Origin of the sequence: Arthrobacter sp. G119Y2, assembly GCF_038069765.1 — a bacterium.
In the GTDB taxonomy this organism is placed as follows: domain Bacteria; phylum Actinomycetota; class Actinomycetes; order Actinomycetales; family Micrococcaceae; genus Arthrobacter_B.
In genome coordinates, this window is record NZ_JBBPFS010000001.1 from 366724 (window position 1) to 392785 (window position 26062).

The following is a 26062-nucleotide window of genomic DNA, read 5'->3' on the forward strand; positions in this document are numbered from 1 at the left end:
GCAGTTTCTAGATAATTCCCGCGATGGCGAACGGGCGGGAGAACCTGCCCGGTCTTATGGCAATCTTTCATCCGGCCTGTTTCGCTGGGGATCATCGGCTGTCTCGGAGATTGTGTAAGCAGCTGCACCCGATTCTTCGATCCTTGAGGCTCCCGGCGGAAACCCGAAGAACCCGGACTGTACCGACGCCGAAGTCAGCAGGGGAGCGGCGGCGCTCAATCCAAGACGGCGGACATTCAGCAGCAGGCGAATTGCGGTAAACACTGCCAGCGTCCAGATAAGCGGTCCGATCAGAGGACCCAGTGCTGCATCAATCAGTGGATCTATCACTAGGGCCAACACCAAAGCTGCGGCCGCAAGGATCGTCACGACAGTCAGGATGTTGGAGAGGAGACGTGTCACCGGTTTACCTGCCGAGCCGGCTCGTTGGTCAGCCTTCTTCATGTCCGCCCCCCTTCTTCATCGTTGCAGAACAGAACGGCTCCTTGAACTGCTGCCGTTGCGTCAGTCTAGATTCACCCTTTCGCTTCCGTGCGGCCGGATCAGGTAACCGCTGTCTTGCAGGGCCTGCAGAGACTGAGTTAACGATTCACCCCGCAGGAGTAGGAGGTCACTGTCGAAAGTTGATAGAACGAAGACTGGCAGGCCCTGCCGCGTGACCGCGGTTGTGAGACCGGCAACAACCCCGGCTAAACCGAACGGAACCGGCCCGTCCACGTAGAGGCAACGCCACCCGGGATCCACCTGGTCTGCGCTAAGACAGGCACTTTCCTCCGCCACCACGGAGAGCTCCTTTTGGGTGCGGGTAATCGACCATACGCCGGACAGCTGGCCAAGGTCCGCCAAAGAGGTAAGCGGATCGAAACGGTAAACGCTCAAACGGTCCGGAAGGAGAGTGAGGCTTACTACCGGCGTGGTTGGATTCAGGGTCATGTCTACACCGACTCGGTGTCGCGGAAGACGCTCACGGCGGCGTCACTCTAATCGCCCGGCCACTATGACAGAAGTTCGACGACCACCACAACTTGGGCCGCATCGAGTCGGCAGCATTCGGAGGTGCCGATTCTGAAGCAGGCCAAGCAACTCAAGGACCCGGGTGCCGCTTGGCGGGTTGGCGGGTTGCAAGGCCGACGGACCATGCGGACACAAGCTGACCACAAGCCCTGCCACGATGGGAATCATCCAGATCAGCTAGCCTGCAACGAAAGGACCCGCCCCATGCATATTCTCGTCACCGGAGCCACAGGCCAGGTCGGGCGGCACCTCGTCTCTCAGCTTCACGAGGCCGGCCACACCGTCCGAGCGCTCACCCGCAACCCCACCAGGGCCGACCTGCCGGGCGGAGTCGAAACGGTCACCGGTGACCTCACTGACACCACCAGCCTTGAAGCAGCATTCGAGGGCATGGACGCCGTCCACCTGATCACTTTCGGCGGCGGCGAGGGCGGTGATCTCACCAACGGGGCCGAGATTATTCAACTCGCCGAGCGCTCCGGCATCAGCCGGGCCACGGTCCTCGGCGGCTGGTCACCCACCAGCATTGAAGAGGCCCTGGCAGCCAGTTCTATCAGCTGGACCATCCTGCAGCCGGCAGAATTTATGGGTAACGCGCTTGACCTGGCACCCGAAGTCCGTACCTCACGCACAGTCTCGATGCTCGCCGCCTACCCCAGCGCCGTCGTGCACGAAGCGGACATCGCCGGCGTCGCAGCCACAGCGCTCACCACAGCCGGACACGGCGGCAAGGCCTACCCGCTGACCGGACCGGAGGCACTCACTCCTGCCCAGCGGACACGCCTGCTCGCTGATGCCACCGGTGAGCCGATCGAGTTCGTCCACCTGAGTGAGGAGGCGGAGCGTGAACGGCTTCGCGGCTACGGCTACGACGAGGACTATGTCGACTTCGGCATCCAGCTGGCCACCAACCCTCCAGAAGCAGCTGACACGATCCTGCCCACCATCGAAGAGGTCACCGGCGGCCGCCCGCGAACCTTCGCCCAGTGGGCAAACGAGCATGCCGTTCACTTCCGCGCCGTGCCCTGAGTCCAGCCACAGGCGGGGCTAGTATCGAGGCTTCGAGGGTGTCTCGGCTTTGGGATGCTCTCCGCGGTACACAATCGGCAGAAGACTTGCAGGAACTGGCAACGTCGCCGGCGCCGGCCGTCCTGCTCTACGACCCTGCCACCCGCGAGTATCTTGCCGGGTATGAACTCCCGGCACCCTAACGATCTTTCCTGAATCCAGTCCAGCAGGGACCGTGTGAAGTGAACGGGCGCAGACGGCGACGACGGCAGCAGTGTTGTGTGCCGCCGATCGTTTCCGTGGGGCGCGTGTATCGGCATCATGGCGCCGCGGATACGCTCGATAGGTAGATCAGCGCGAGAACTCCTGCTCCCGGAGGTACGCCCCATGCCCGCCCATACCGACAACAACGGTTCCGCCACCCGCAGGGTGCGCCACGCGACAAAACGCCACCCCTATTACTCGCCCCGGCTGTGGCTGCTGCCGCTGCTGGTGCTCCTGCTGCTGGGCGGCACCGGCACCGCACTCTACATCGGCGGACTCGGCAGCCCCGGCGGCCACCTGAACCACTTTCCCATCGCCGTCGTCGATGAGGATGCCGGAGCGGAAGCGCCCGACGGCGGCCGGGAAAACCTTGGTGCCACCATCACCGACCAGATGCGGCAGGGTTTTTCCCGGAACGAGGAGATCGACCTGCGGGTGCTGTCCTGGGACGAGGCCCGGGACCAGATGAGCAACGGGCAGATCCATGCAGCGGTTGTCATCCCCGAGTCCTTCTCGGCGGATGCGCTCGCCTTGGTGAACGCAACACTGACGGAAGACGAGGTGACCCGGCCCGCCGTCACCGTGTACACCAACCCGCTGGCCGGACCGCTGGCCAGCAGCCTGGCCACAAATGCCGTCAACCCGGCACTGGACCAGGCCAACAAGAGCGTCGGTGAACAGCTGACCTCCGCGGCGCAGAGTGCCCAGACCGCGGCGCAGGCCCAGTTGGACCGCCAGCTCCGCACCGCCGGAGCAGAACTGCCGACGCAGCTCGAACAGCAGCTGGCACCAAAAGTGACGGGCACATCGGCCAGTCTGCTGAGTACCCCCATCCAGGTGACAACCACTGCCTATGAGACGCCGCCGGAAGGGACGGCGCTGGGCATGGGCGCGTTCTTCTACTCCGTGCTGCTGATGATCGTGGGAGTTGCCGGTTCGGTGGCCATACACTTCCTGGTCGATTCCCGGCTGGGCGTGCTGCCCATCGAGCTGGGGCCGCGTTTTGTCCTGGGGCCGCCGATACGCCCGCCCCGCTGGGTTACCTTCTTCACCAAGTGGGGAATTGTCGCCCTCGGAGCCCTGCCGACGGCAGGGCTGATGATGTGGGTGGCTGCCGCCGTCGGCATGCCGATCCCGCACGGGGGCTGGTACTTCCTCACCACCTGGCTGTCCATTGTCACAGTGTCTGCGGTGACGTTTGCGCTGATCACGGCGCTGGGCAGCGCCGGAATGATCCTGTCCATGATCTACATCGTGTTCATGGGCCTGCCTGCCGCCAGCGGCGTCGTCCCGCTCGAGGCCCTGCCGGGGTTCTTCCGCTTCATCGCCCGCGGCGAACCCCTGTATCAAATGACCATGGCGAACCGCGCCGTCCTGTATTTCGACGCCGACGCCGGCGCAGGACTTCAAAGCGGCATCATCGGGATGCTGATCCTTATTGTCATCGCGGTGATTGTGGCAATGCTCTTTGCAGTCATCTACGAGCGCGCCTTTGGGCGGCGGCGGGCCCAGCTGGCTGCCGGCGGTTCCGGTCCAGGCGCCGGCGGCAGCCCGACGGCGGGGCCCGCCCAACATCCGCGCACCGGGGCGGCTCCCCGGCACGCGGGCACCTGACCTGTCCCGGAACCCCGGGAAGGAACAACAACCGGAAGGGGCACTTCCATGAAGGCTTGGCAGTTCACCGGCACCAATAATCCGCTTCAGCTCAACGAGGTTCCCGAGCCGCACGCCGGCCCCGGGCAGGTGGTCGTCGAGGTCAAGGCCGCGGGAGTGTGCCACTCCGACGTCACCGCCCTGGATGATCCCGGCTGGATGCCGCTCTTTTTCGAACTTCCGCGCACCATGGGCCACGAGAACGCCGGCGTGATCACCGAGGTGGGGGAGGGGATGGAGCACTGGAACGTCGGCGACCGGGTGGGGCTGGCACCCGTGATGAGCGACGGCGACGCCCTCGGCTACGGCAAATGGGACGGAGGGTTTGGCCCCAAGCTGCTGGCCACGGACAATAACCTGGTCCGCCTGCCCGACGAAGTTCCCTTCGACCTGGCCGCAATGGCCACCGACGCCGGGCTGACCGCCTACCACGCGATCATGGCCGTGGGCGGCGCCAAGCAGGGGATGAAGGTGGGCGTCATCGGTCTCGGCGGCCTGGGCTACATCGGTGCCCGGGTTGCCGTGCTGGCCGGCGCCGAGGTGTATGGCGCCGAAATCAGTGCCGAAACCCGCAAGCTTGCCGACGAAATCGGACTGGCCGGCGTGGCGGATTCCATCACCGAGTTCAAGGACAAAAACCTGGACCTGATTGTGGACTATGCCGGGTTCGGCACCACCACGGCTGCCGGCGTCGAGACCCTGGCTGAATTCGGCACGCTGGTGCAGGTGGGTATGGGCCGGCTGGAGGCCACCATCAACACCTATCCGATCATCATCAACCAGCTCTCCATCAAGGGCTCCAAATCCGGAACCAAGGAGGACCTCGAGGCGCTGTATGACCTGATGAAGTCCGGCAAATTGAACCCGCCGATGAATGTCATCACGCAGGCGGAAATTCCGGAGGCCATCAACAAGCTGCGCGAAGGCGGCGTTGTCGGGCGTTTTATCGCCGTCTACTAGGCCCGGCTTGTTAGCGGAGGTCGGCGGGCCCAGGTGCTGAGGAGCCCGACGACGCCGGCCGGGCCCGCAGGTGGGCGCGTTCACCCTGCGGACCGAACAGGGTGATGAATTCGACGGCGTTCAGGTCTGCGGTGCCCAGCCAGTGCGGCAGGCGGGTGTTGAACTCCGCGGCTTCTCCCGGATGCAGGACCAGTTCCTGCTCGCCGAGGACCAGCCGCAGCTTTCCGCTCAGCACATAGAGCCACTCATAGCCCTCATGCGTGCGGGGCTCGGGCACCGATGGTTTGCGCTGAGCCGGAAGGATGAACTTGTAGGCGCTGATTCCACCGGCCTTTTCCGTGAGCGGAATGATCACGGCCCCACCGCGTTTGATCGGCTGCATGTGTACGCGCGGATCGCCGGTTGCCGGCCCGCCCACCAGCTCGTCAATGGTCACGCCGTAGGTCCTGGCCAGCGGCAGCAGCAGTTCCAGGGTGGGCCGGCGCTGCCCGGATTCGAGCCTCGAGAGCGTACTCACGGAAATGCCGGTTGCTGTCGAAAGCGCTGCCAGTGTTGTGTTGCGGTCGGACCGCAGAGTGCGGAGCCGGGGCCCGACTCCGCGCAGCGTGTCGTTTTCATCTGTGCTCATGACTCGAGTTTGCCATACCGGCAATAAAGATTGCTGATGTGTCCAGGCCGGATCCAGACTGGGAGGACGGCCGGGGCAGTGCCCGGCGACACGAATTCTGGAGGAAACCATGGCAGGGAATGAAAGCACGACGGCGGAGCGGACGGCGCAGGCAGCTGACCGGGCATCGGAGTACGACGTCGTCGTGGTCGGCGGTGCCGCAGCCGGCCTCAGCGGGGCACTGGCACTGGCCCGGGCGCGGCGGTCCGTGGCAGTGGTGGATGCCGGAGATCCGCGCAACGCCCCGGCTGCCCACGTTCACAACTACTTGGGGCGCGAGGGTGCGGCCCCGGGTGAGCTCTACAAAGTTGGCCGCGGTGAAGTGGCCGGCTACGGCGGCACTCTGATACCGGGCACGGTGTCCACCGTTACGCGGAATCCGGACGGACGGTTCGAGGTGCTGCTGGATGACGGCCGGCTGCTGCGCGCGCGCCGGGTGCTGGCCGCTTCCGGCGCCCGGGACGTGCTGCCGGATGTTCCCGGACTCGCGGAGCACTGGGGCACCGGAGTGCTGCACTGCCCATACTGCCACGGCTGGGAAGTTCAGGACCGGGCCATCGGTATCCTGGCATCGGACCTTGGAGCGGCCCTCCACCAGGCGCTGCTGTGGCGGCAGTGGAGCGATGACGTTGTCCTGTTCCTGAACGGATGCGGCGAGCCGGACGACGGACAGGCCGAGCAATTGGCCGCCCGCGGGATCCGGGTGGTGAGCGGCGAAGTTGCAGCAGTCGAGAGCACAACTGGTGAAGGCGAACCGGTGCTGTCCGGGGTCCGGCTGAGCTCCGGGGAACTGGTGCCGCGGCAGGCCGTGGTGGTGTTCTCGCGGCTCAGTGCACGGGCCGGATATCTTGCGGACCTGGGCATCAAGCCCGAGGAGCAGTTTATGGGTGAGCTTTCCATTGGTACGGCTGTGCCGGTCGATCCCGCGGGTGCCACGAGCATCCCCGGGGTCTACGCCGCCGGAAACCTGGCCGTGCCCATGATGCAGGTGATTGGCTCGGCTGCTGCGGGGCTTGCCGCCGGTGCTGCCATCAACGGCGATCTGATGGCCGAGGACACTGCGGAGGCCGTTGCCGCGTCCCGGCAGCGAGGCCTGCAGGACAGTGGCCCGGGCCGGCGGCTACAGCAGGTACAGCGGGGACGGCTGCGTCAGGAAGTCGCCCGGATGCGTGACGGGAGCTGAGAGCATCCCCGCGCAGGAGTCGATGAGGAAGTAGCCGACGCCGGCCCAGTTGGCCTTTTCCACTCCGTCCTGGACGCGCGCCTCGTATTCGCCGCACACCCCAAGCACCATGTTCCCGAGGATCCAGGACCGGCCGTGCAGCACGGTGTTGGACGTGCCGCCGAGGGTGCCCTGGACGCGGCGGATCAGGTCCTCGGTCACCGGACTGGCTGTGGCGGTGCGGGCAAGGATCCCGTGGACGGAGGGGACCGCACGGATCTGGGACAGAAAGCGGGCGCGCCAGCTCGGAACCGGCAGCGAGGCAAGATGTTCGGTCCACGGCAGGATCAGGCAGGCCAGCAGGTCCGTCAGCGAGGCGTCGGCGCCCAGGGTCTCGGCCAGCTCCGACCGGCGCCGGTTCGTCTCGTCAACGTGGCGGGTGACCAGAGCGCGCAGCAGATCCTCGCGTCCGCCAAAGTGATAGGCGACGGCGGAGTGATTGGCCGTCCCGGCATGCTCGGCAATCCTTCGGTTGGAGACGGCATCGATGCCGTGGAGGGCAAAGAGTTCCTCCGCGGCGTCGAGCAGGACGCTCCGTGCGTGTTCGCCGTGCTGACCCATGTGTTGTGCCTCGTTCATTCGTGATTGTTGCCTCGATTAACCAAATTTACGCCACATGGCGTAATTTTGACGAGTCGGTCCCACAGGCCGCGCATCCGGCCGTCCGGCCGGTGCGTTCCTCGCATCACCATCGAATCACAGCACAGGAGCACGAGTTTGAGTCACATTTCCCCCACGTCCACCGACTATCCGCCGGGCAAAACTCCGGCGGAGCAGGGCGGGGAGCCGGAGGCAGCTGCCGCCGACCTCGAAGCAGCCGCGCTGAAGCGGGCCAAAGCAGAGAAAATTGGCCGCTACGTCGCCATGTTCCTCATGCCGCTGCTCATGGTGTCCATGCTGGTGGGCGGGTACCTCGCGGCAATGCACGCACCCACTCCCAACGACATGCCGATAGCGGTTTCCGGCACCGCTCAGCAGGCGGCCGCCTTTGCCGACTCGTTTGAGGCCGCGGACCCGGAGGCCGTCGACATCCGCGTTGTCGGAACCGCCGAAGATGCACGCCAGCTCGTTCTGGACCGCGAAGTCGCCGGAGCTGTTTCGCTGGCCGACGGCACCGCCACTCTGTACACAGCAGGAGCCGCCGGCGCCTCGCAGTCCGGCACGGTCACTGCCCTGGTCGCACCGCAGGTGCTTGCGCAGGGACTGGCCCTGCAGTCCGAGGACCTCGCCCCGCTGCCGGACAATGACTCGGCCGGTCTGGGTGCCATGTTCATGACCACCGCGCTGATGCTCGCGGGCTACATGCCGCTGAGCCTGATCCTGTCCAACTCCCCGGAACTGATGAGGTTCCGGCGGTTTGTGCCCCTGCTGGCCGGCTGGTCCGCACTGATCGCAGCACTGGTGTGGACCGTCGTCGGGCCTGTCATGGGCGTGGTTGAGGGACACACCGCCGCGGTGCTGGGCATCTGTGCGCTGTCGGTTTTTGCCGTCGGCAGCGTCCAGCTGTTCCTGACGCGCATCTTCGGCCCGATGGCCGTGCTGGTTGGCATGTTGTTCCTGATGGTGCTGGGTGTTCCCGCCTCCAACATGAGCATGTCCGTGCATACGATGCCGGGGATCTATCCGTGGCTGCACAGCTTCCTTCCTGCAGCCGCCACCGGCGAATCACTGCGGTCGGTGCTCTTCTTCGACGGAAACGGTGTGGGCGGGCACCTGCTGGTGCTGGCCATCGGTGCCGCGGCTGCGCTGCTGCTCACCCTTGGCCTTGATGCCCTGAAGCGGCGCCGCAAGCCCGACGCCGCCCCGCTGGCGATCAACGTGGCCTCGCTGCACGGCGGGCCGCGTCCCAAGCGCCGCCGCTGGCGCTACGTCGCGCTGGCCGGTTTCCCGCTGGCCATGGTCACGATGATGCTGTCGTTCATGCTGGGAGCCATGTACCAGCCGGCACCGCGCGACATGCCGGTCGCCGTCGTCGGCACCACCGTTGAACAGGCACAGCAGACGGTGTCCGGACTCGAGGAGAACATGGCCGGGCTCTTCGATCTGCAGGTGGTGGACTCCGCCGACGAGGCGCGGGAGCAGGTGCGGGACCGCACTGTCGTGGCCGCCTTTGTTCTGCCCTCCGCCGAGAATCCCACAGCGTCCCTGATCAGCAATGAAGCCGCCGGCATGAGCCAGCAGCAGGTGGTGAACGCGGTGTTCGGCCAGGTTGCCGCCGGGCAGCAGGTGGAACTGAAGGCCGAGGATGTTGCGCCGCTCCGCGACGACGACTCCATGGGCATGGCCACCATGTACCTGGCCATGGGCTGGATCATGGCAGGCTTCATGATCATTGTTGTCGGTTCCACCGCAGCACCGGCCAGCCGTCCGCTGCGCAAGCTGATACCGATCGTTGCCGCCTGGGCCGTTGGAATCTCGGCGTTCCTCTGGGTCATCGCCGACGTGTTTGTCGGCGCGATCGACGGGCATTTCTGGCCGCTCCTCGGCGTCGGCGCCGTCGCGGTGTTCTGCGTGGCCATGTTCACCGCGGTCTTTGAGCGGTTCATGGGCATGCTGGCCATCCTGCCGGTGATCGGCATCCTGATGTTCCTGGGCGTCCCGGCCTCCGGTGCCGCCATGTCCATTTACATGGAACCGGAGATCTTCCGCTTCCTGCACGAAGTCCTGCCGATGCCCGCTGCCGTGGAATCGATCCGCTCCATCCTGTACTTCGGCGGGGATACGGTTGGGTCGCACCTGCTGACCCTGGGAATCTGGGGTGCGGTCTCACTGGTGCTCCTGGTCATTATTGACCGGGTCAAGCCCCCGCGCACCGAGCCGTACCCGGTTGACGAGCCTGCCGCCCAGACACCGGCTGCAGCCAAGGAAAAAGAGGCTGTTTCCGTCTAGGCGGAACAACGGGTAGCCGGCGCGACCGGTGTCCGAGCCCAGTACGACAACGAAGGGCCGCTGCCAAGGCAGCGGCCCTTCGCCGTCTGGGGACCGGGAAGCCTCCGATGGTCTCAAACGGAGACCTCCCGCAGGTCGCACCCCCGGGTTTCCCCGGGCACGCGGCCCTGGCGGGTGTCTCTAGTTCCCGCCTAGGACACTCTGCACCGGCCGGATGCTGTTAATCCTCAAGTTTGGCGCAGGATTGGCGCAAGAAAGCACCAAACCTCTCTTGACCGCTGAAATGTTAGCGTTCACAATTTGCGGCAAGGCATCCCCACGCCCCCGCAGCAACGATGGTGCGTAACTCCCGCTGCGGTCCGAAAACTAGGAGGCAGCAGTGTTTAAGAAGACTCTCGTGACGGCCCTGGCCGTTTCCGCCCTCGCCCTTTCCGCCTGCGGCGCATCGGACAGCGGATCCGGTACCGATGACGGCATCACCATGGGCTTCGCTCAGGTGGGGGCGGAAAGCGGCTGGCGTACTGCCAACACCAAATCTATCCAGGAAGCCGCAGAGACCGCCGGCGTTGATCTGAAATTCTCCGATGCCCAGCAAAAGCAGGAGAACCAAATCAAAGCCATACGCTCCTATATCCAGCAAAAGGTGGATGTCATCGCCTTCTCGCCGGTGGTCGAATCGGGGTGGGACACGGTGTTGAAGGAAGCCAGGGACGCGGACATTCCGGTGATCCTGACCGACCGGGCTGTCGATTCCGCAGACACCTCCCTCTACCAAACGTTCCTCGGTTCAGACTTTGTGGAAGAGGGGAAAAAAGCCGGGGACTGGCTGGTCCAGGATTCGGCTGCGACGGAGGGGCCGGTGAACATCGTGGAGCTGCAGGGGACCACGGGAGCGGCCCCGGCCATCGACCGCAAGGAAGGATTCGAAGCGGCCATCACCGCCGACCCCGACCTCACGATTGTGCAGTCCCAGACCGGCGACTTTACGCGCAGCGGCGGAAAGCAGGTCATGGAGGCGTTCCTCAAGAACACACCTGACATCGACGTCGTCTATGCCCACAACGACGACATGGGCCTTGGCGCCATCGAAGCGATCGAAGCAGCAGGAAAAGTACCCGGAGTGGACATCAAGATCATCACAGTGGACGCGGTGAAGGACGGAATGACTGCCCTTTCGGAAGGAAGGATCAACTACATCGTGGAGTGCAATCCGCTGTTGGGCGAGCAGTTGATGGAGCTGGCGGAGAAGGTTGTGGCCGGTGAAGAAGTACCCGAGCGGGTCGTGACGGAGGAGACGGCGTTCACGCCCGAACAGGCCAAGGAAGTCCTCGCCAGCCGCGAATACTAGGGCACGTAAACCGGGGTGCGGCGGGCCGGCCCCGCCGCACCCCCGTACAGAAAAGACGCAAACATGACCGAGATCCTTCCAGTGGTGGAGATGCACGGAATTTCCATTGAGTTCCCCGGGGTAAAAGCCCTGGACGGCGTGGACTTCAGGCTCTTTCCCGGCGAGGTGCATGCCCTCATGGGGGAAAACGGCGCAGGAAAATCAACACTCATCAAGGCACTGACCGGCGTCTATCCCATTGACAGCGGCACGATCACTGTCCTGGGCGCAAGCCACGTGTTCACCACCCCTGCGGAAGCGCAAAATGCCGGAATCAGCACCGTCTACCAAGAAGTGAATCTCTGCCCCAACCTGTCGGTGGGAGAAAACATCCTCCTGGGAAGAGAACCGCGGAGGTTCGGGGGCATCCACTGGAAAGAAGTCCGCAGAAGGGCCCGCGAGGTCCTCGAGCAGCTCCAGCTGGGACACATTGACCCCGGCTCCATCCTCTCCGGCCACTCCATCGCCCTCCAGCAACTGCTTGCCATCGCCCGGTCCGTCCAGATTGACGCGAGGGTTCTCATCTTGGACGAGCCCACGTCCAGCCTGGATGCAGACGAGGTGCAGCAGCTGTTTTCCGTGATCCGCACGCTTCGGAGCAGGGGTGTGGCCATCCTGTTCGTTTCGCATTTCCTGGAACAGGTCTATGAGATTTCCGACCGTATGACCGTCCTCCGCAATGGAAAACTTGTCGGGGAATACCTGACCCGGGACCTGCCGCGTATGGACCTCATTGCCAAGATGATCGGCAAGGATCTGGAAGTCCTTGACGAGCTCGACCGGGCCGAAGCGGTTCGCCAGCCTGAACAGGCAGCCTTGACTCCGTTTCTTCAGGTGGAGGATTTCGGCCGGAAGGGGTCGGTCGGCAATATCAACTTTGCCATCGAGCCTGGGCAGATCCTTGGGCTTGCCGGCTTGCTGGGATCAGGACGCACGGAAACTGCACGGCTTCTTTTCGGCGCCGACCGGGCGGATCGGGGGACCTTGCTGCTGGACGGCGTCCGCCGCACCCTGCGTAGTCCGCGGGCGGCCATCAGCCGGGGGATCGGGTTCTCTTCGGAGAACCGCAAGGAGGAAGGACTGGTCAGTGACCTCTCGGTTCAAGACAACCTTGTGCTGGCGATGCAGGCGAGCAAGGGATGGCTGCGGAAGATCCCGCGCCATATCCAGGATCAGCTCACCGCGAAGTTTATCGAAGCCCTGGATATCCGTCCCGCGAACAAAGAGGCCCTGGTGCGGAACCTCAGCGGCGGGAACCAGCAAAAAGTGCTGCTTGCCCGGTGGCTGATCACTCAACCGAAGCTGCTGATCCTGGACGAGCCGACGCGCGGCATCGATATTGGAGCGAAAACACAGATCCAGGTCCTCATCAGCAGCCTCGCTGCCGAGGGCATGGCCATCATCTTTATTTCCGCCGAGCTGGAGGAGGTCCTTCGCCTCAGCGACCATATTGCGGTTCTCCGGGACCGCGAGATGGTGGCGGCCCTGCCCAACCACGGAGCCACCATGGAAGACGTCATGACAATCATTGCAGGGGGCAGAGCATGAACGCCGTCTTCCGGCACCGCCTCACCTGGCCGGCCCTTGCCCTGCTCCTGCTGCTGCTTCTGAACCAGGTGTTCCGGGCGGATTTTCTCTCCGTCCGGGTTCAGGACGGCCACCTGTACGGGAGCCTGATCGATATTCTCCGCAACGGAGCACCCACCATCCTGATCGCGCTGGGCATGACGCTGGTCATCGCGTCGCGGGGGATTGACCTTTCCGTGGGCGCCATCGCCGCCATTGCAGGCGCTGTCTCGTGTACGTATATCTACAACTCGCCCGATCCCGGCTCGGTTGAAACGGCAATGACCGGGGTGGTCATTGCTGTGGGTGCCGGCCTTGCCCTGGGGGCCTGGAACGGCTTCCTGGTGTCCGTGATCGGAATTCAGCCGATCATTGCCACACTGGTCCTCATGACAGCGGGGCGCGGACTGGCTCAGCTCATCACCGACGGTCAGATCATTTCCGTTTCCAATGAGCCCTACCGCGCTATCGGTGCCGGGTTCTTTCTGACCCTCCCCATTTCGATCCTCATCGCGGCCGCCGCCTTTGCAGCAGCCGGGCTGCTTACCCGGCGGACCGCCCTGGGGACTCTCATTGAAGCCGTGGGGGTCAACCCGGTGGCCAGCCGCCTGGCCGGCCTCAACGCCCGAAGCCTTACCTGGACCGTGTACATTTTCAGCGGCTTTTGCGCCGCTGTGGCCGGGTTGATGATCAGTTCCAATGTCACGGCGGCCGACGCCAACAATGCGGCACTTTTTATTGAAATGGATGCGATTCTTGCGGTCGTTATCGGCGGCACGTCACTGGCAGGCGGTCGTTACAGCCTGGTGGGAACACTCATTGGAGCGCTGATTATCCAAACGCTTACGACAACTGTTTACACCTTGGGAATTCCGCCCGAGGTGACGCTGGTCTTCAAGGCGCTGGTCGTCATCATTGTCTGCCTGCTGCAATCGCCCAAAGCGCGGACACTGCTCCGGCAGCGCAAACGCCCCGCTGCCAAAACCCGCGAAACGAGGGTAGCCGTCTGATGTCAGTCCTCACCAGCCCCCAGGTGCCAGCAACGCGTAACCGAGTCAGCCGTCTGCAGGGAAAGGCGAAGTATGCTCCGACCCTGGCCACGATCGGATTATTCCTGGCCATGTTCGCCGCAGGCGCCGTCATGTACCCGGGATTCCTCTCCGGGCAGGTATTCCTTAATCTCCTGATCGACAACACTTTCCTCATCGTGCTGGCGGTTGGGATGACCTTCGTCATCCTGACCGGTGGTATCGACCTGTCCGTCGGGTCCGTCGTCGCCCTGTCCATGATGATCGCCGCCGCACTCCTGCAGGTGGGCTGGAATCCCTTCGCGGTCATTGCCGTCGTCCTGCTGACGGGTGCCGTTTTCGGGCTGCTCATGGGCCTGGTGATCCAGGTTTTCGAAATCCAGCCCTTCATCGTCACTCTTGCCGGGCTCTTCCTCGCCAGGGGCCTCTGCTACGTCATCAGCCTCAACTCGATCACCGTCACGGATCCGTTTTTCACGTCAATGGCGCAGGCCCGTATCCGGCTGCCGGGCGACCTGTTTGTCTCACCCGGCGTTATCATCGCACTGCTCGTCGTCGCAGCCGCGGTGTACGTGCTGCACAGGACGCGCTTCGGCAGGACCGTTTACGCGGTTGGCGGGGGAGAAGCCTCTGCCGTGCTGATGGGACTGGCGGTTCCCCGGACCAAAGTACTCGTGTACACCATCAGCGGCGTCTGCTCAGCAATCGCCGGAGTCCTGTTCTCCTTCTACAGCCTGTCGGGCTACAGCCTGGCAGCCCAGGGGATGGAACTGGACGCCATCGCGGCAGTGGTGGTGGGCGGAACGCTCCTGAGTGGAGGCTACGGGTACGTCATCGGGTCCCTGGCCGGTGTCCTTGTCCTCGGCATCGTGCAGACTTTCATCTCCTACGAGGGAACACTGAGCTCCTGGTGGACCCGCATTGCCATCGGGGTTCTGCTGCTGGTCTTTATCCTGCTGCAGAAGCTCTTCTCCCGGAAAGTGAAGCTCACCTAGCGCATGCCGCCGGCCGCAGCGCATGCCGGCTTCCGACCGCAGGGCCGGGTTAGTATGTCGTTCCGCGTCATAAGTAGCGCATGCGGCCATCCGGTGCCAGCATGTGGGGATGTCCTCGAACCCCGCCACCACGGCTCCCAAAGGTCCCCGCACCGCCGAGGAGCGCAGCGCCCGCGTCGCCGTCACCGTCTTTCCCCTGCTGATCCTTGCCGGGGGAGCAGCGGCCCTGTTTTTCCCGGAGCCGTTCACCGCTGCGGGACTGTCCACCTATATCAACCCCGGCCTGATGCTGATCATGTTCGGCATGGGCCTGACCCTGACGATGCCGGACTTCGCCCTGGTTATCCGGCAGCCGCTGCCGGTGCTGCTCGGCGTCGTCGCGCAGTACATGATCATGCCTTTGATCGGCGTCGCCGTGGCCTGGGCCCTGCAGCTAAGCCCCGAACTGGCCGCCGGCGTGATTCTCGTGGGCTGCGCGCCGGGCGGAACGGCCTCCAACGTGGTCACCTACCTGGCACGGGGAAACCTGGCGCTCTCCGTTGCGATGACCTCGGTGTCCACCCTGCTTGCGCCCATCTTCACACCGCTGCTCGCACTGTGGCTGGCCAACCGCTACATGTCCGTCGACGCCGGCTCCATGGCGATGTCCATTGTCCAGATTGTGCTGATTCCCGTAGTACTGGGGCTGGTGATCCGCTACCTGATTCCGAAACTGGTGGACCGGGTGCTGCCGGTGCTGCCGTGGGTTTCGGTTATTGCGATCACCTTTGTGGTTATTGCCGTGGTGTCCGGAAGCGCGGAGGCCATCTTCACTGCCGGCTGGCTGATCCTGCTGGCCGTGGTGCTGCACAACGGTCTGGGCCTGGGCCTGGGATACGGCGTGGCCAAACTCTTCCGGCAGCCTATTCCCGCGCGGCGCACCATGGCGATTGAAGTCGGCATGCAAAACTCGGGTCTGGCCGCCGGTTTGGCGCGGGACTATTTCACTCCGGAGGCGGCCCTGCCCGCCGCAGTGTTCTCGGTGTGGCACAACGTCTCCGGCGCCCTGATGGCAGCCTTTTGGCGCCGCCGGCCCACGAACTAGCATCGGCAGGCCAACACAGGTCTTGTTTTGGGAGCAGGGGAAAGGGATGTCATGCGGAACGTCTACGTTGTCGCCCATACCGAAGCGACCCACCACGTCGAGCAAATTGTTGGGGGCTGGTATGACTCCGCGCTGACAGCCAAGGGCGTCAGCGACGCCGGGCGGGTCGCCTCGGCGCTGGGCGCACTGATACCCGGCGGGAGGCGCGTTTCACTCACCAGCTCCGATCTGCTGCGGACCCGGCAGACGGCAGCACCCATAGCCGAACGGCTGGGGGTGGAAGTGCTCACGGATCCGGATCTGCGTGAGCAGTCCTACGGAGCCGCCGAGGGGACGCCGGTCGGATCCACGCCGTACGTTCCGCCGCCTGCCGTCAGGGACCGACTGCACCACCGTGACGGAAACGAGGGCTCGGAGACGAGGTACGAGTGGGCGGCACGCTCGTACGCGGCCCTGCACAGGGTTCTTGCAAGCGGGCCGGAGGATGCAGTGGTAGTCACCCACGGCGGTACGGCAACCTATCTCATTGCGGCCTGGATCGGGCTTCCCCTCGAAGCAGCCGGCTACGTGAAGTTCGCCGTTTCCCCCGGCGGAATCACTCATCTGCGGGAGGACGACTTCTTTCATGACCGGCAGGTAGCGGCCCTGAACATGGTGGATCATCTTGCGCCGGCAGTGCAGCCCCTCGTACACGGGCTGCCGGGATGAGGGCCGCTGATTTCTGGACTGCGGCGGGTACCGTTCGCGCATCCGGGCCGCTAGGGTGACGCTTCCGAGCCCATCGAGGAAAGCGGACAGCCGTGGTTTCCAAGACGATTGTGATTACCGGCGCGAGTGACGGGATTGGCGCGGCCGCGGCCCGGCAGCTGGCCGGGGACGGCCACCAGGTGCTCGTGGTGGGCCGCTCACCGGAACGAACCGCCGCCGTGGCAGCAGAGACCGGCGGACACTACATCCTCGCCGACTTTGCGGACCTGAACAGCGTCCGGAATCTCGCCTCGGAAATCCTGCAGCGGTTTCCCCGCATAGACGTGCTGGCCAACAACGCCGGCGCCATCTTCGGCAGGGAGCGGCAGGTGACCGGCGATGGGCATGAGATGACTTTCCAGGTGAACTACCTCGCGCCGTTCCTGCTGACGCGGCTGCTCACCGACCGGCTGCTGGAATCCCGGGGAACGGTGATCAACACCTCCAGTTCCGCGAACCTGATGGCGCGGGTGGACCTGGAGGATCTGGAACAGCAGAAAAACTACCGGCCCTTCCGTGCCTACGCGTCCACCAAACTTGAACAGATCCTGTTCACAGAGGAGTTTGACCGCCGCTACCGCTCGCACGGAGCAACCGCCACGGCCTTCCACCCCGGTTTAGTGGGCTCCAGCTTCCTCAACGGGCAGGGTGCCCTGCCGCGCGCCGTCTTCCGCTCGCCACTGCGGCGGGTGGTCCCGACGCCGGAGACTGGCGCCCGCACGCTCGTTTACCTCGCCGAGGGAACTCCCGGAGAAGACTACGAAACAGGCAGGTATTACCGGCGCAACAAGGTGGCCCGCGCCAACCGCCAGGCCAGTAACGGGGTCCTCGCACTGCAGCTGTGGAGGCGGAGTGTGGCCATGCTGGATCGCTGACCGCACTTCGGATGTCAGCGGCCCTAGCTGGAAGCCAGCCGCCGGGCGGAATTCTCGTCCAGGATCAAATCCGTCACCAGCCCGGCACGCAGCGCTCCCAGGAGACTGGTGGTTTTGGCTTCCCCGGCAACCACGCAGATTCGCCGCGGCACCTGGCGGAGCACATCAAGGTCCGGGCCGGTGCTGCGGTCGTTGAGCCGGATGCCGTCCCAGGTGCCGTCCGCCCGGTAGAACATGGTCGCGACGTCACCTACGACTTCTTCGGCCAGCAGGTCGTCCAGATCCTCATCGTCCAGGTAAGCCCCGTTGTAGACGTGGCTGGGGATGCCGGCCTCCATGGAACCGACACCGAAGATGGCGGTGTTCATCCGTGCCTGCAGGTCAAGGACGCGCTTGACCGGCCGTTCCCGCCACATCGCTTCCTTTGTCTCCGTATGGTCGAAAAAGGCCGGCACGGGAAACTGCACCACGCGCGCACCGTACGCGTGGCCGAACCGCTGCAGGATTTCGCTGGCGTAGGTGATGCCGGAGGTCCGGAAGTTGCCGGCCCCGTTCATCTGCACAATTGTGCTGTCATGCGTGTTCTTCACGGAGAGGTGCTGGCTGACCGCGGTCAGCGTGGAACCCCATGCAACGCCGACGATCGCGTCGGAATCGATCAGGGGGTTGATGAGGTGGGCAGCCTGCACGGCCACGCGCTGCAGGATCTGGGCGGGGGATACTCCCTCGGCCACGGGAACCACCTTGGCATGGATGCCGAAACGGGTGCTGATCTCCCTTTCCAGGGCAGGTGCCCGGTCGGCGGCGCTCTTGATCCTGATCTCCACCAGCCCGCTGCTTCGCGCATGCGACAGCAGCCGTGAGACCGTGGAGCGGGAGATCCGCAGCTCCCGGGCAATGGCTTCCATGGTCAGGTTCTGCAGGTAGTACATCTGCGCGGCCCGAAGCGCGTCCCGGGTCCGGGTTTCAGATTCTGCCCGGACGATACCTTCACCGGGTTGCTTCCCGGGCCGCGAACTGACACCAATGTTCACTTTTGCTCCGCCGAAACCGCTGTGTTGGTCATGCATCCATTATGCCAGCGTGCACGTTTGTGCATCCGCTCGATCCGCGGGGCTCCCGGCTTCGAACATTGAGGGATATGGCAAAGCCGCCACAGAAGCGTTTGGAGATAGTCGTGGACAATTCCGTGAACCCCACTAAGGGAAAAACCGCCGCCCGCCCGGTGGTTCAGCAGCTGAAGGACCGCCCCCGGGCCTCGGTGCTGATCGTTGGCGGCGGCATTAACGGCGTCGGTACCTTCCGGGACCTGTCGCTGCAGGGCGTGGACGTTGTCCTCGTCGAGCGTGGAGATTACTGCCAGGGGGCATCCGGTGCCTCCTCCCACATGATCCACGGCGGCATCCGCTACCTGGAAAACGGCGAGTTCCGCCTGGTGCACGAGTCCGTCGTCGAGCGCAATGCGCTGCTCCGCCTGGCACCGCACTACGTGAAGCCGCTGCAGACCACCATCCCGATCACCAGCACCTTCGCCGGCATCACGGCTGCGCCCATGCGCTTCCTGACGCACAAGCAGGGCAAGCCGAACGAGCGCGGCGCCCTGCTCATCAAGGCCGGCCTGATGATGTACGACTTCTTCTCCCGCGGCGGCCGCGTTGCCCCGAAGCACAACTTTGTGGGCAAGAAGAAGTCCCTGCAGGAACTGCCCAAGCTGCGTCCTGACGTAAAGTACACCGCCACCTACTTCGACGCTTCCGTGCACAACCCGGAGCGCCTGACCCTGGATGTGCTGCGCGACGGCCTCGAGGCCAACCCGCAGTCCCGCGCCAGCAACTACGTTTCGGCCGTGGGCACCACCGACGCCGGCACGATGCTGCGCGACGAGCTGACCGGCGAAGAATTCGTGTTCGACGCCGACGTCGTCATCAACGCCACCGGCGCCTGGGTTGATGAGACCAACGATTCCTTCGGCAAGCGCACCTCCTTCATGGGCGGCACCAAGGGTTCGCACATCGTCCTGGACCACCCGGAGCTGCTTGAGGCCTGCGCCGGCCGCGAGCTGTTTTTCGAGCACACCGACGGCCGCATCGTCCTCATCTACCCGATGGGCGACCGCGTGCTGGTGGGCACCACCGACATCGACGCCGACATCAACGAGGCCTCGGTCTGCACCGACGACGAGATCGAGTACTTCTTCGAACTCGTTGCCCATGTGTTCCCGACCATCGACGTACGCCGCGACCACATCGTGTACACGTTCTCAGGCGTTCGCCCGCTGCCCAAGCATGACGACACCTCGCCCGGCTTCGTTTCCCGCGACTACCGCATCGAGAAGCGTGTGGACAGCCGCGGCGGCAAGAACGTCACCACGCTGTCCCTGGTGGGCGGCAAGTGGACCACGTTCCGCGCCCTCTCCGAGACGCTGGCCTCCGACGCGATGACGGCTTTGGGCATGCCCCGGAAGACGACGACGTCGGAGCTTCAGATCGGCGGCGGCAAGGACTTCCCGCGCACCGAGGCCGAGGAACGCCTCTGGGTCAACCGCACCGCCAACGAGGTTGCCGACCGCGACCGCGTCCGCGTGCTGCTGACCCGCTACGGCACCCGCGCCACCGATGTGCTGGAGTTCCTGGCCCAGGGTGGAGACCAGCTGCTGGCCTCCACCAACGAGATCAGCACCCGCGAACTGACCTACATGGTCGAAAACGAGCAGATCACCCGTCTGGCCGACGTCCTGATCCGCCGCACGTCGCTGGCCTTCCGCGGTTTGGTCACGGAGGCCATGCTCAACGAGATGGCTGAACTGCTCGCTCCGCAGCTTGGCTGGGACGAGGCGGAAACCCGCCGCCAGGTCGAGTCCGCACGCGACCTGCTGGTCACCATGCACGGCATGAAGATCCCCGCTGCGGTCTAGCAGGGAGCTTCCGGGTACCGGCCGCGCCGGCCGGTACCTATAAGGAAACAGTGGAAGTGGGCGGGCACCGGGAACGGTGGCCGCCCACTTCTGTTTTTGGTGAGGCGGGGCCGGACCGTTTGCTCCGGCCTAGGCCAGCGCCCGGAACGGCGGCCACAGGCTGTCCAGCTGCACGCCGGCGTCGTCCTCGGAAATGCCGAGGGCGAGTGAGATCTCGGTCAGCAGGGGCTTGCGCGCCTGCCGGAGCATGTCCCGTTCCGCCTGGGAGAGCCCGGCTGCGGCATTCCTGAGCATCAGATTGCGGACCACTGCGGCGATCACCAGCGGATCGCCGGTGGCCAGTCTCTCGGTGTTGTCCTTAAACCGTCTGGACCACTGGGTATCCTCCTGCTCGGCGGGTGCCTTGAGGACCTGAAAAAGGGCCTCCAGGCCGGCGGGATCCAGCACCGGCCGCAGGCCGACGCGTTCCACCTGGTCCACAGGCACCCAGACCAACAGGTGCGAGGCCTGAACCTCCAGGACAACGCATTCCTTCTGCAGGCGGGGGTGTATCTGAAACGAGTCGACGACGGCGGGGCCATGGTGGGGATGGACCAGAATCTGGCCCTTGGAAAGTGGCAATGTGCTACCTCCGACCACACGATATCCGCAGGACGGTTCGGACCGAACGGTCATCATCTGCGGGTTTTGGTGAATCTCCATTTTACTCCGCCGGGCCCAGCGGTCACCGGTACGGAGCCCCTGAGTGCCGGGAGCAGTAGGAAAAAGTACCGTCCGGCCCGGAGTGGAAGCCGGCAGGGCCCACTCCGCGGCCGGGTCCACGTGACGGCTTAGAGATCCATCAGGTATTGGCGGCACGCATACACGCGCTTGTACCGCCTGCGAACAGCAGCCTCGTTTTCGATGGGCGAGTGTAGGAACGCTCCCTGCAGCGCAGACATGTCCGGAGGAGTTTCATAGCCATCGCGTGGATCATCAGGGTCCAGATAAACATGCAGATACCGGTAGTTTTCCCGGAAACCGGCCTGCTGGTACCAGCGGTTGGCGCTGACGGTTTCACGAGTCCAGGCGTCGAGGGCTTTCACTTCCTCCGGCATCCGGGCCAGGGCGTGCTGCAGGAGGGCTGAAGCCACGCCCAGACGGCGGCCGGAGGGATGGACAGCTATCGAATCGATGGTGGCTGCGGTGCCGGTGATTTCCACGTCAAGTATTCCGATAATCTGGCCGCCGTCCTCGGCGACAAACGCCAAATGCGGGCTGGGGAACTGCGGCTTGGATGTTTTGACGTCGTCGTAGTAATCGCTGTCGAAAAAGCTGAGCAGCCGGCACAAGAGCCACTGTCGCTCATCCGCATCCTGATAATCCCGGATAGTGAACATTGTGAACCCCCGATGTGGAATTGCTCCGCCAGCGTTGGAGCCTACCGGACAGCCCCGGACCTTTCCTGACCCGGGATCGGCCGGCAGCTCCCGGGGCGGTTCGGGGAGCAGGACGTGTCACCGGACACTTAATGGTTGATAATAGGCAACTAGTTTATATAGTTGATAACAGTCAACTACCAGCAGGAGCCAGATGTCCCCGGAAAAGCGTCCCGTACACCCCAAGCCAAAGAAGGAACGGAAGTCCAAGGCGCCCAAGCCGACGGCCTCGCCCGACGGCAGCATGACCCATAAGCAGGTGCTGGAATCACTCTCCGGGCTGCTGCTGGGCATGTTCGTTTCCATCCTGGCCGGCACCGTGGTCTCCACCTCGCTGCCGCTGATCATCTCGGACCTGGACGGCAACCAGTCCGCCTACACCTGGGTTGTCACCGGCACCCTGCTGGCCACCACGGTATCCACCCCGCTGTGGGGCAAGTTTGCCGACCTCTTCAACCGCAAGCTGCTCATTCAGCTGGCCCTGGGCATCTTTGTGCTCGGCTCGGCACTGGCCGGCTTCTCGCAGGACACCAGCACGCTCATTGTCTTCCGCGTGCTGCAGGGCCTGGGCGCCGGCGGACTGGCCGCGCTGAGCCAGATCATCATGGCGGACATCATCAGCCCGCGTGACCGCGGCAAGTACGCCGGACTGTTCGGTGCCGTGATGGCCGTGGGGACCGTCGGCGGACCGCTGCTGGGCGGCGTCGTCACCGATGCGTTCGGCTGGCGCTGGAATTTCTTCATTGCCCTTCCGGTTGCCATCGCGGCGATCATCCTGCTGCAGCTCACGCTGCACCTGCCCAAGCACCCCAAGCGCAAGGTTCACATTGACTACCTCGGCGCTGTCCTAATTGCCGGCGGCGTGTCGCTGCTGATGATCTGGGTGACCCTGGCGGGCAACCAGTTCGGGTGGGCCTCGCTGGCTTCGTTCCTGATGGTCGCCGGCTCCGCCGTGCTGCTGATCGCCGCTGTACTGGTGGAGTTCAAGTCGCCGGAGCCGATCATTCCGCTCTCGATGTTCAAGAACAAGACCTTCACGCTCTCCGTCATCGCCAGCATTGCCGTCGGCGTGTCCATGTTCGGCACCTCGGTGTTCCTGGCGCAGTACATGCAGCTGGCCCGCGGCGCCACACCCACCGAATCCGGCCTGCTCACCATTCCGATGATGGCCGGCCTGCTGATTTCCTCGACCTACTTTGGCCGCGTCATCAGCCGCACCGGCAAGTGGAAGGCAGTCATGATTTCCGGCGCCGTCCTCACCGTGCTCGGTTCCGTCCTGCTGGGCACGCTGGCCTACGACACCAACCTCGTGCTCGTGGGCATCTACATGGCCGTTCTCGGCGCCGGCCTCGGCATGCTGATGCAGAACCTGGTGCTCGTGGTCCAGAACTCCATCGAGGTGAAAAACCTCGGCGTGGCCACCAGCGCCGTGACCTTCTTCCGCAGCCTCGGCGGCACCGTGGGCGTTTCCGTGCTGGGGTCCGTCCTGGGAACCATCGTGGCGCAGGAGATCAAGACCGGCATCACCGGACTGGCTCCGGCTGATCAGGCCGCTGCGGCCGCCGCGCTGGGCAGCGGAAACATCCCGCAGATTTCGACGCTGCCGGACGCCGTCGCCGTCGTGGTGGAAAGTGCCTACGGCATAGGCGTGGGCTCGGTCTTCCTGTACAGCGTCCCGCTGGCCGTTGTCACCCTGCTGGCTGTCATCTTCCTGCCCAACGCTCCGTTGGGACGCCAGAACGCCGTCCAGCTGAAAAATGCCGCAGCCAAGTCGGCAGCTGCTTCGGCACCCGCTGCCCCCGGTACGGGATCCGCTGCCGGCGCGGGGAAGGCCGGAGCGCCGTCGGCCGCCGGCTCCACCGATGCTGACGACGACGCCCGCCGGAAAGAGGAGCGCACAGCCGCGGACCTCACCCTGGCGGATGTGTCCACCGGTGCGGTGGGCCTGGTGGCTCCGCTGTCCCCGGTTGAAACGCGGGGAACGGACCCGGGTCACCGGCCGTGACAGCCGACCCCGGCACCCGGAGTGGAAATGTGCCGAACGATGACCGCTCCGATGCCATCAGCGAGTTGGAAGAGACGCTCCGAAAGCTGACCGACACTGTTCGTGCCACCATGCGCGACGCCGCCAAGGGGGTCGATCCGGCACTGTCCCCGTTCGGGCTGAAGATCCTGCAGCTGCTCAAACGCGCCGGGGCCACGCACTCGGGGGTCGTGGCAGAAGCACTAATGGTGGACAAGAGCGTCATTAGCCGCTTCTCCCGGCAGCTGGAAGAACTGGGGCTCATCGAGATCCAGCCCGATCCGAAGGACGGGCGGGCCCGGCTGCTGGCGCTCACGCCGGCCGCCGAGGAGCGGGTGCGGGCCGTCCAAACCGGCATCATGCTGGATCACGACGTCCTGAACTCCTGGTCTGAAACCGAACTCCGCCAGTTTGCCGCCTACCTCGCACGGCTCTACACCCGCAACGGACAGCACCCGCAGGACGGTGCGCCGGAGGACATCGCCGAATAGGTCCGGACATTCGATTAGGTCCGGACATGAAGGTCCGCGGCACGGCCGCCGAACACACGAAAGAAGCCTGATCCCGCCGGGATCAGGCTTCTTTCATTTTCCCTCCGCTTACGCTTGGCTGCCTGCGTGCACGGGGCAGGCTACTCCGGGCGGTCGCCGGGATCCGTCGAGCTGCCCGGATCCTTCGCAGTGCCGGACCCGTCGGCGGGCCCGTCAGCGGGGCCGGCGTTCCGCGGCTTCCTGCGGCCCTTGCCGGCCAGCATGGAATAGGCCGTGCTGAGCACGAAGATTTCGCTCACGAAACCCAGCGGGCTCGCGGGCAGGGGTGCGAACTGGTGGTAGAGCACCAGGGCGGAAACCGCGAGGATGACCGGGTGGGCCTTCAGGATCCATTCCTGCGGCACTTCCCGCGGCCAGGGGAAGAAGGCCTCGTCGGCAGCGGTGTCGGCGCGGTTTGTCTTCATGCCCTCCATCCTCTCAGAAGTGCGGGGAAGGGGCGGCTCCGGCGGCCTTCGCCTCGTGAATATGACCCGCGGCCGGAGGCAGGTCCGTGAGAGGCTGTCTTTATGGCGAAAAACCCGGCGCTGGCACGCCGTCTCGGCACCGCGGACGCCGTCATCATTGGTCTTGGTTCCATGATTGGTGCCGGTGTCTTCGCCGCCTTCACTCCTGCGGCGGCGGCAGCGGGATCCGGCCTGCTGCTGGGGCTTGCCATTGCCGCAGGCGTGGCCTTCTGCAATGCCACTTCGTCCGCGCAGCTGGCGGCCGCCTACCCCCGCTCCGGCGGTACCTACCTCTACGGCCGGGAGCGGCTGGGTCCGTGGCCCGGCTACCTGGCGGGGTGGGGTTTTGTGGTGGGCAAGACCGCCAGTGCTGCCGCGATGGCCATGACCTTTGCGGCCTACACCGCACCGGCGGGGTGGGAGCGGCCGGTGGCGATCGCGGCCGTCGTCGCGTTGGCGGCAGTGAATTACCACGGCATCACCCGCACGGCCGGACTGGCCCGGATCCTGGTCGGCATCGTCCTGGCAGCACTGGCGGTAGCCGTCGCGGCAACCTGGTCCGGTTCCGGGCCCGAAGCTGCACCGCGCGCCGCCCTCCCGGACGCAGGACTGCTGGAACACGGCTGGTACGGGGTGCTGCAGTCCGCCGGCCTGCTGTTTTTCGCCTTCGCCGGCTACGCCCGCATCGCCACCATGGGGGAGGAAGTGCGCAGCCCGCGCCGGACCATTCCCCGCGCCATCGGAATTTCGCTGGCGATCACCGTCGCCGTCTACGCGGCAGTGGGGGTGACGCTGCTGGCGGTTCTCGGTCCCGAAGGGGTGGCGGCGACGACGGCGCCCCTGGCTGCCGCGGTCGAGTCCGGGTCCGGATCATGGGCAGCGCCCGTGGTCCGCGCGGGCGCGGCCGCCGCCGCACTCGGTGCCCTGCTGGCCCTGATCGCCGGACTGGGCAGGACCTCGCTGGCCATGGCCCGCGAACGGGACCTGCCGCCCTGGCTCGCGGCGGTGCATCCGCGGTATCAGGTGCCGCACCGGGCCGAAGCCGCACTGGCGGTGCTGATCTGCGCCGTGATCGCAGTGGCGGACCTGCGCGGGGCCATCGCCTTTTCCTCGTTCGGCGTCCTGGTGTACTACCTGGTGGCCAACATTGCTGCCTTCACCCAATCCGGTGCGGACCGGCGCTATCCCAGGGCGTTTCAGGTGCTGGGGGCGCTGGCCTGCGTGGTGCTGGTAGTGACACTCCCGCCGCCGGCCGTTGTGCTGGGGGTCCTGGTGTTCGCGGCAGGGATTCTGGTGCGGATGCTCCGGCTGCGGTTCTCCCGCAACACCTCCTGACAGGTGCGGCTCCGGTCCG

The 26062-nt window shown here is 65.0% G+C and carries 24 protein-coding genes; 16 read left to right on the plus strand and 8 right to left on the minus strand.

The window, feature by feature from the left end:
- Nucleotides 1-54 precede the first annotated feature (54 nt).
- Both WKB88_RS01780 and WKB88_RS18195 read right to left on the minus strand, forming a co-directional pair.
- Entirely contained in the window at nt 55-444 is a 390-nt protein-coding gene (locus WKB88_RS01780; protein WP_341392823.1) for a hypothetical protein, read from the minus strand.
- Between the two features lie 60 nt (nt 445-504).
- The gene (locus WKB88_RS18195; protein WP_445818850.1) at nt 505-933 is read right to left on the minus strand and encodes an ACT domain-containing protein; all 429 of its coding nucleotides are present in this window, start codon (nt 931-933) and stop codon (nt 505-507) included.
- Between the two features lie 285 nt (nt 934-1218).
- Between WKB88_RS18195 and WKB88_RS01785 the strand changes: the two genes are divergently transcribed.
- The 3 genes from WKB88_RS01785 (at nt 1219) to WKB88_RS01795 (ending at nt 4899) form a co-directional block, all read left to right on the plus strand.
- Nucleotides 1219-2043 carry an SDR family oxidoreductase gene (locus tag WKB88_RS01785; RefSeq protein WP_341392824.1) on the plus strand — a complete coding sequence of 275 codons (825 nt, stop codon included), beginning with the start codon at nt 1219-1221 and terminating at the stop codon, nt 2041-2043.
- Nucleotides 2044-2409: 366 nt separating this feature from the next.
- Nucleotides 2410-3900, plus strand: a complete 1491-nt coding sequence (locus tag WKB88_RS01790; protein WP_341392825.1) for an ABC transporter permease — start codon at nt 2410-2412, stop codon at nt 3898-3900.
- A 48-nt stretch (nt 3901-3948) separates the two neighbouring features.
- The gene (locus WKB88_RS01795; protein ID WP_341392826.1) at nt 3949-4899 is read left to right on the plus strand and encodes a zinc-binding dehydrogenase; all 951 of its coding nucleotides are present in this window, start codon (nt 3949-3951) and stop codon (nt 4897-4899) included.
- A gap of 10 nt (nt 4900-4909) precedes the next feature.
- Here WKB88_RS01795 and WKB88_RS01800 read toward each other — a convergent pair whose 3' ends face one another.
- Nucleotides 4910-5527, minus strand: a complete 618-nt coding sequence (locus WKB88_RS01800; RefSeq protein WP_341392827.1) for a helix-turn-helix domain-containing protein — start codon at nt 5525-5527, stop codon at nt 4910-4912.
- A gap of 109 nt (nt 5528-5636) precedes the next feature.
- On the opposite strand from WKB88_RS01800, the gene WKB88_RS01805 reads away from it, so the two are divergent.
- Complete coding sequence (locus WKB88_RS01805) at nt 5637-6749, plus strand: NAD(P)/FAD-dependent oxidoreductase (RefSeq protein WP_341392828.1); 1113 nt, start codon at nt 5637-5639, stop codon at nt 6747-6749.
- Here the strand turns inward: WKB88_RS01805 and WKB88_RS01810 are convergent.
- Nucleotides 6687-7367, minus strand: a complete 681-nt coding sequence (locus WKB88_RS01810; protein WP_341392829.1) for a TetR/AcrR family transcriptional regulator — start codon at nt 7365-7367, stop codon at nt 6687-6689. The two genes, WKB88_RS01805 and WKB88_RS01810, sit on opposite strands and share 63 nt — an antisense overlap.
- Before the next feature lie 138 nt (nt 7368-7505).
- Here WKB88_RS01810 and WKB88_RS01815 point away from each other — a divergent pair, with 138 nt between their 5' ends.
- From WKB88_RS01815 to WKB88_RS01850, 8 genes are all read left to right on the plus strand, one after another.
- Nucleotides 7506-9677, plus strand: a complete 2172-nt coding sequence (locus tag WKB88_RS01815; RefSeq protein ID WP_341392830.1) for an ABC transporter permease — start codon at nt 7506-7508, stop codon at nt 9675-9677.
- A 379-nt stretch (nt 9678-10056) separates the two neighbouring features.
- On the plus strand, nt 10057-11025 hold the full coding sequence (locus tag WKB88_RS01820; protein ID WP_341392831.1) for an ABC transporter substrate-binding protein: 969 nt from the start codon (nt 10057-10059) through the stop codon (nt 11023-11025).
- A 63-nt stretch (nt 11026-11088) separates the two neighbouring features.
- Nucleotides 11089-12612 (plus strand): sugar ABC transporter ATP-binding protein, encoded by a 1524-nt coding sequence (locus WKB88_RS01825; RefSeq protein WP_341392832.1) that lies wholly within the window; start codon nt 11089-11091, stop codon nt 12610-12612.
- On the plus strand, nt 12609-13640 hold the full coding sequence (locus tag WKB88_RS01830) for an ABC transporter permease (protein ID WP_341392833.1): 1032 nt from the start codon (nt 12609-12611) through the stop codon (nt 13638-13640). Before WKB88_RS01825 ends, WKB88_RS01830 begins: the two co-directional genes overlap by 4 nt.
- Complete coding sequence (yjfF, locus tag WKB88_RS01835) at nt 13640-14653, plus strand: galactofuranose ABC transporter, permease protein YjfF (RefSeq protein ID WP_341392834.1); 1014 nt, start codon at nt 13640-13642, stop codon at nt 14651-14653. Before WKB88_RS01830 ends, yjfF begins: the two co-directional genes overlap by 1 nt.
- Before the next feature lie 109 nt (nt 14654-14762).
- Nucleotides 14763-15737, plus strand: coding sequence for a bile acid:sodium symporter family protein (locus WKB88_RS01840; RefSeq protein WP_341392835.1), 975 nt, complete (start codon nt 14763-14765; stop codon nt 15735-15737).
- A 51-nt stretch (nt 15738-15788) separates the two neighbouring features.
- A complete protein-coding gene (locus WKB88_RS01845; protein WP_341392836.1) occupies nt 15789-16445 on the plus strand; it encodes a histidine phosphatase family protein in 657 nt (218 codons plus the stop codon).
- 92 nt (nt 16446-16537) lie between these two features.
- Nucleotides 16538-17359 carry an SDR family NAD(P)-dependent oxidoreductase gene (locus tag WKB88_RS01850; protein WP_341392837.1) on the plus strand — a complete coding sequence of 274 codons (822 nt, stop codon included), beginning with the start codon at nt 16538-16540 and terminating at the stop codon, nt 17357-17359.
- 23 nt (nt 17360-17382) lie between these two features.
- On the opposite strand, the gene WKB88_RS01855 is transcribed toward WKB88_RS01850, so the two are convergent.
- A complete protein-coding gene (locus WKB88_RS01855) occupies nt 17383-18429 on the minus strand; it encodes a sugar-binding transcriptional regulator (RefSeq protein WP_341392838.1) in 1047 nt (348 codons plus the stop codon).
- A 71-nt stretch (nt 18430-18500) separates the two neighbouring features.
- Between WKB88_RS01855 and WKB88_RS01860 the strand changes: the two genes are divergently transcribed.
- Nucleotides 18501-20273 carry a glycerol-3-phosphate dehydrogenase/oxidase gene (locus WKB88_RS01860; protein ID WP_341392839.1) on the plus strand — a complete coding sequence of 591 codons (1773 nt, stop codon included), beginning with the start codon at nt 18501-18503 and terminating at the stop codon, nt 20271-20273.
- A 129-nt stretch (nt 20274-20402) separates the two neighbouring features.
- Here the strand turns inward: WKB88_RS01860 and WKB88_RS01865 are convergent, their stop codons facing one another.
- Both WKB88_RS01865 and WKB88_RS01870 read right to left on the minus strand, forming a co-directional pair.
- Nucleotides 20403-20894 carry a CarD family transcriptional regulator gene (locus tag WKB88_RS01865; protein ID WP_341392840.1) on the minus strand — a complete coding sequence of 164 codons (492 nt, stop codon included), beginning with the start codon at nt 20892-20894 and terminating at the stop codon, nt 20403-20405.
- A gap of 209 nt (nt 20895-21103) precedes the next feature.
- Nucleotides 21104-21652 (minus strand): GNAT family N-acetyltransferase, encoded by a 549-nt coding sequence (locus tag WKB88_RS01870; RefSeq protein WP_341392841.1) that lies wholly within the window; start codon nt 21650-21652, stop codon nt 21104-21106.
- A 283-nt stretch (nt 21653-21935) separates the two neighbouring features.
- Between WKB88_RS01870 and WKB88_RS01875 the strand changes: the two genes are divergently transcribed.
- Nucleotides 21936-23696, plus strand: coding sequence for an MDR family MFS transporter (locus WKB88_RS01875; protein ID WP_341393198.1), 1761 nt, complete (start codon nt 21936-21938; stop codon nt 23694-23696).
- A gap of 29 nt (nt 23697-23725) precedes the next feature.
- Nucleotides 23726-24205 (plus strand): MarR family winged helix-turn-helix transcriptional regulator, encoded by a 480-nt coding sequence (locus tag WKB88_RS01880; RefSeq protein ID WP_341392842.1) that lies wholly within the window; start codon nt 23726-23728, stop codon nt 24203-24205.
- A gap of 140 nt (nt 24206-24345) precedes the next feature.
- Here WKB88_RS01880 and WKB88_RS01885 read toward each other — a convergent pair whose 3' ends face one another.
- The gene (locus tag WKB88_RS01885) at nt 24346-24669 is read right to left on the minus strand and encodes a hypothetical protein (protein ID WP_341392843.1); all 324 of its coding nucleotides are present in this window, start codon (nt 24667-24669) and stop codon (nt 24346-24348) included.
- A gap of 102 nt (nt 24670-24771) precedes the next feature.
- On the opposite strand from WKB88_RS01885, the gene WKB88_RS01890 reads away from it, so the two are divergent.
- Nucleotides 24772-26043, plus strand: coding sequence for an APC family permease (locus WKB88_RS01890; protein WP_341392844.1), 1272 nt, complete (start codon nt 24772-24774; stop codon nt 26041-26043).
- Nucleotides 26044-26062 lie beyond the last annotated feature (19 nt).

Bases quoted from the DNA above. Each gene is read 5' to 3' on its own strand.
- WKB88_RS01780 (WP_341392823.1), bottom strand. From the start codon at position 444: ATGAAGAAGGCTGACCAACGAGCCGGCTCGGCAGGTAAACCGGTGACA.
- WKB88_RS18195 (WP_445818850.1), bottom strand. From the start codon at position 933: ATGACCCTGAATCCAACCACGCCGGTAGTAAGCCTCACTCTCCTTCCG.
- WKB88_RS01785 (WP_341392824.1), top strand. From the start codon at position 1,219: ATGCATATTCTCGTCACCGGAGCCACAGGCCAGGTCGGGCGGCACCTC.
- WKB88_RS01790 (WP_341392825.1), top strand. From the start codon at position 2,410: ATGCCCGCCCATACCGACAACAACGGTTCCGCCACCCGCAGGGTGCGC.
- WKB88_RS01795 (WP_341392826.1), top strand. From the start codon at position 3,949: ATGAAGGCTTGGCAGTTCACCGGCACCAATAATCCGCTTCAGCTCAAC.
- WKB88_RS01800 (WP_341392827.1), bottom strand. From the start codon at position 5,527: ATGAGCACAGATGAAAACGACACGCTGCGCGGAGTCGGGCCCCGGCTC.
- WKB88_RS01805 (WP_341392828.1), top strand. From the start codon at position 5,637: ATGGCAGGGAATGAAAGCACGACGGCGGAGCGGACGGCGCAGGCAGCT.
- WKB88_RS01810 (WP_341392829.1), bottom strand. From the start codon at position 7,367: ATGAACGAGGCACAACACATGGGTCAGCACGGCGAACACGCACGGAGC.
- WKB88_RS01825 (WP_341392832.1), top strand. From the start codon at position 11,089: ATGACCGAGATCCTTCCAGTGGTGGAGATGCACGGAATTTCCATTGAG.
- WKB88_RS01830 (WP_341392833.1), top strand. From the start codon at position 12,609: ATGAACGCCGTCTTCCGGCACCGCCTCACCTGGCCGGCCCTTGCCCTG.
- yjfF (WP_341392834.1), top strand. From the start codon at position 13,640: ATGTCAGTCCTCACCAGCCCCCAGGTGCCAGCAACGCGTAACCGAGTC.
- WKB88_RS01840 (WP_341392835.1), top strand. From the start codon at position 14,763: ATGTCCTCGAACCCCGCCACCACGGCTCCCAAAGGTCCCCGCACCGCC.
- WKB88_RS01845 (WP_341392836.1), top strand. From the start codon at position 15,789: ATGCGGAACGTCTACGTTGTCGCCCATACCGAAGCGACCCACCACGTC.
- WKB88_RS01855 (WP_341392838.1), bottom strand. From the start codon at position 18,429: ATGCATGACCAACACAGCGGTTTCGGCGGAGCAAAAGTGAACATTGGT.
- WKB88_RS01860 (WP_341392839.1), top strand. From the start codon at position 18,501: ATGGCAAAGCCGCCACAGAAGCGTTTGGAGATAGTCGTGGACAATTCC.
- WKB88_RS01870 (WP_341392841.1), bottom strand. From the start codon at position 21,652: ATGTTCACTATCCGGGATTATCAGGATGCGGATGAGCGACAGTGGCTC.
- WKB88_RS01875 (WP_341393198.1), top strand. From the start codon at position 21,936: ATGACCCATAAGCAGGTGCTGGAATCACTCTCCGGGCTGCTGCTGGGC.
- WKB88_RS01885 (WP_341392843.1), bottom strand. From the start codon at position 24,669: ATGAAGACAAACCGCGCCGACACCGCTGCCGACGAGGCCTTCTTCCCC.
- WKB88_RS01890 (WP_341392844.1), top strand. From the start codon at position 24,772: ATGGCGAAAAACCCGGCGCTGGCACGCCGTCTCGGCACCGCGGACGCC.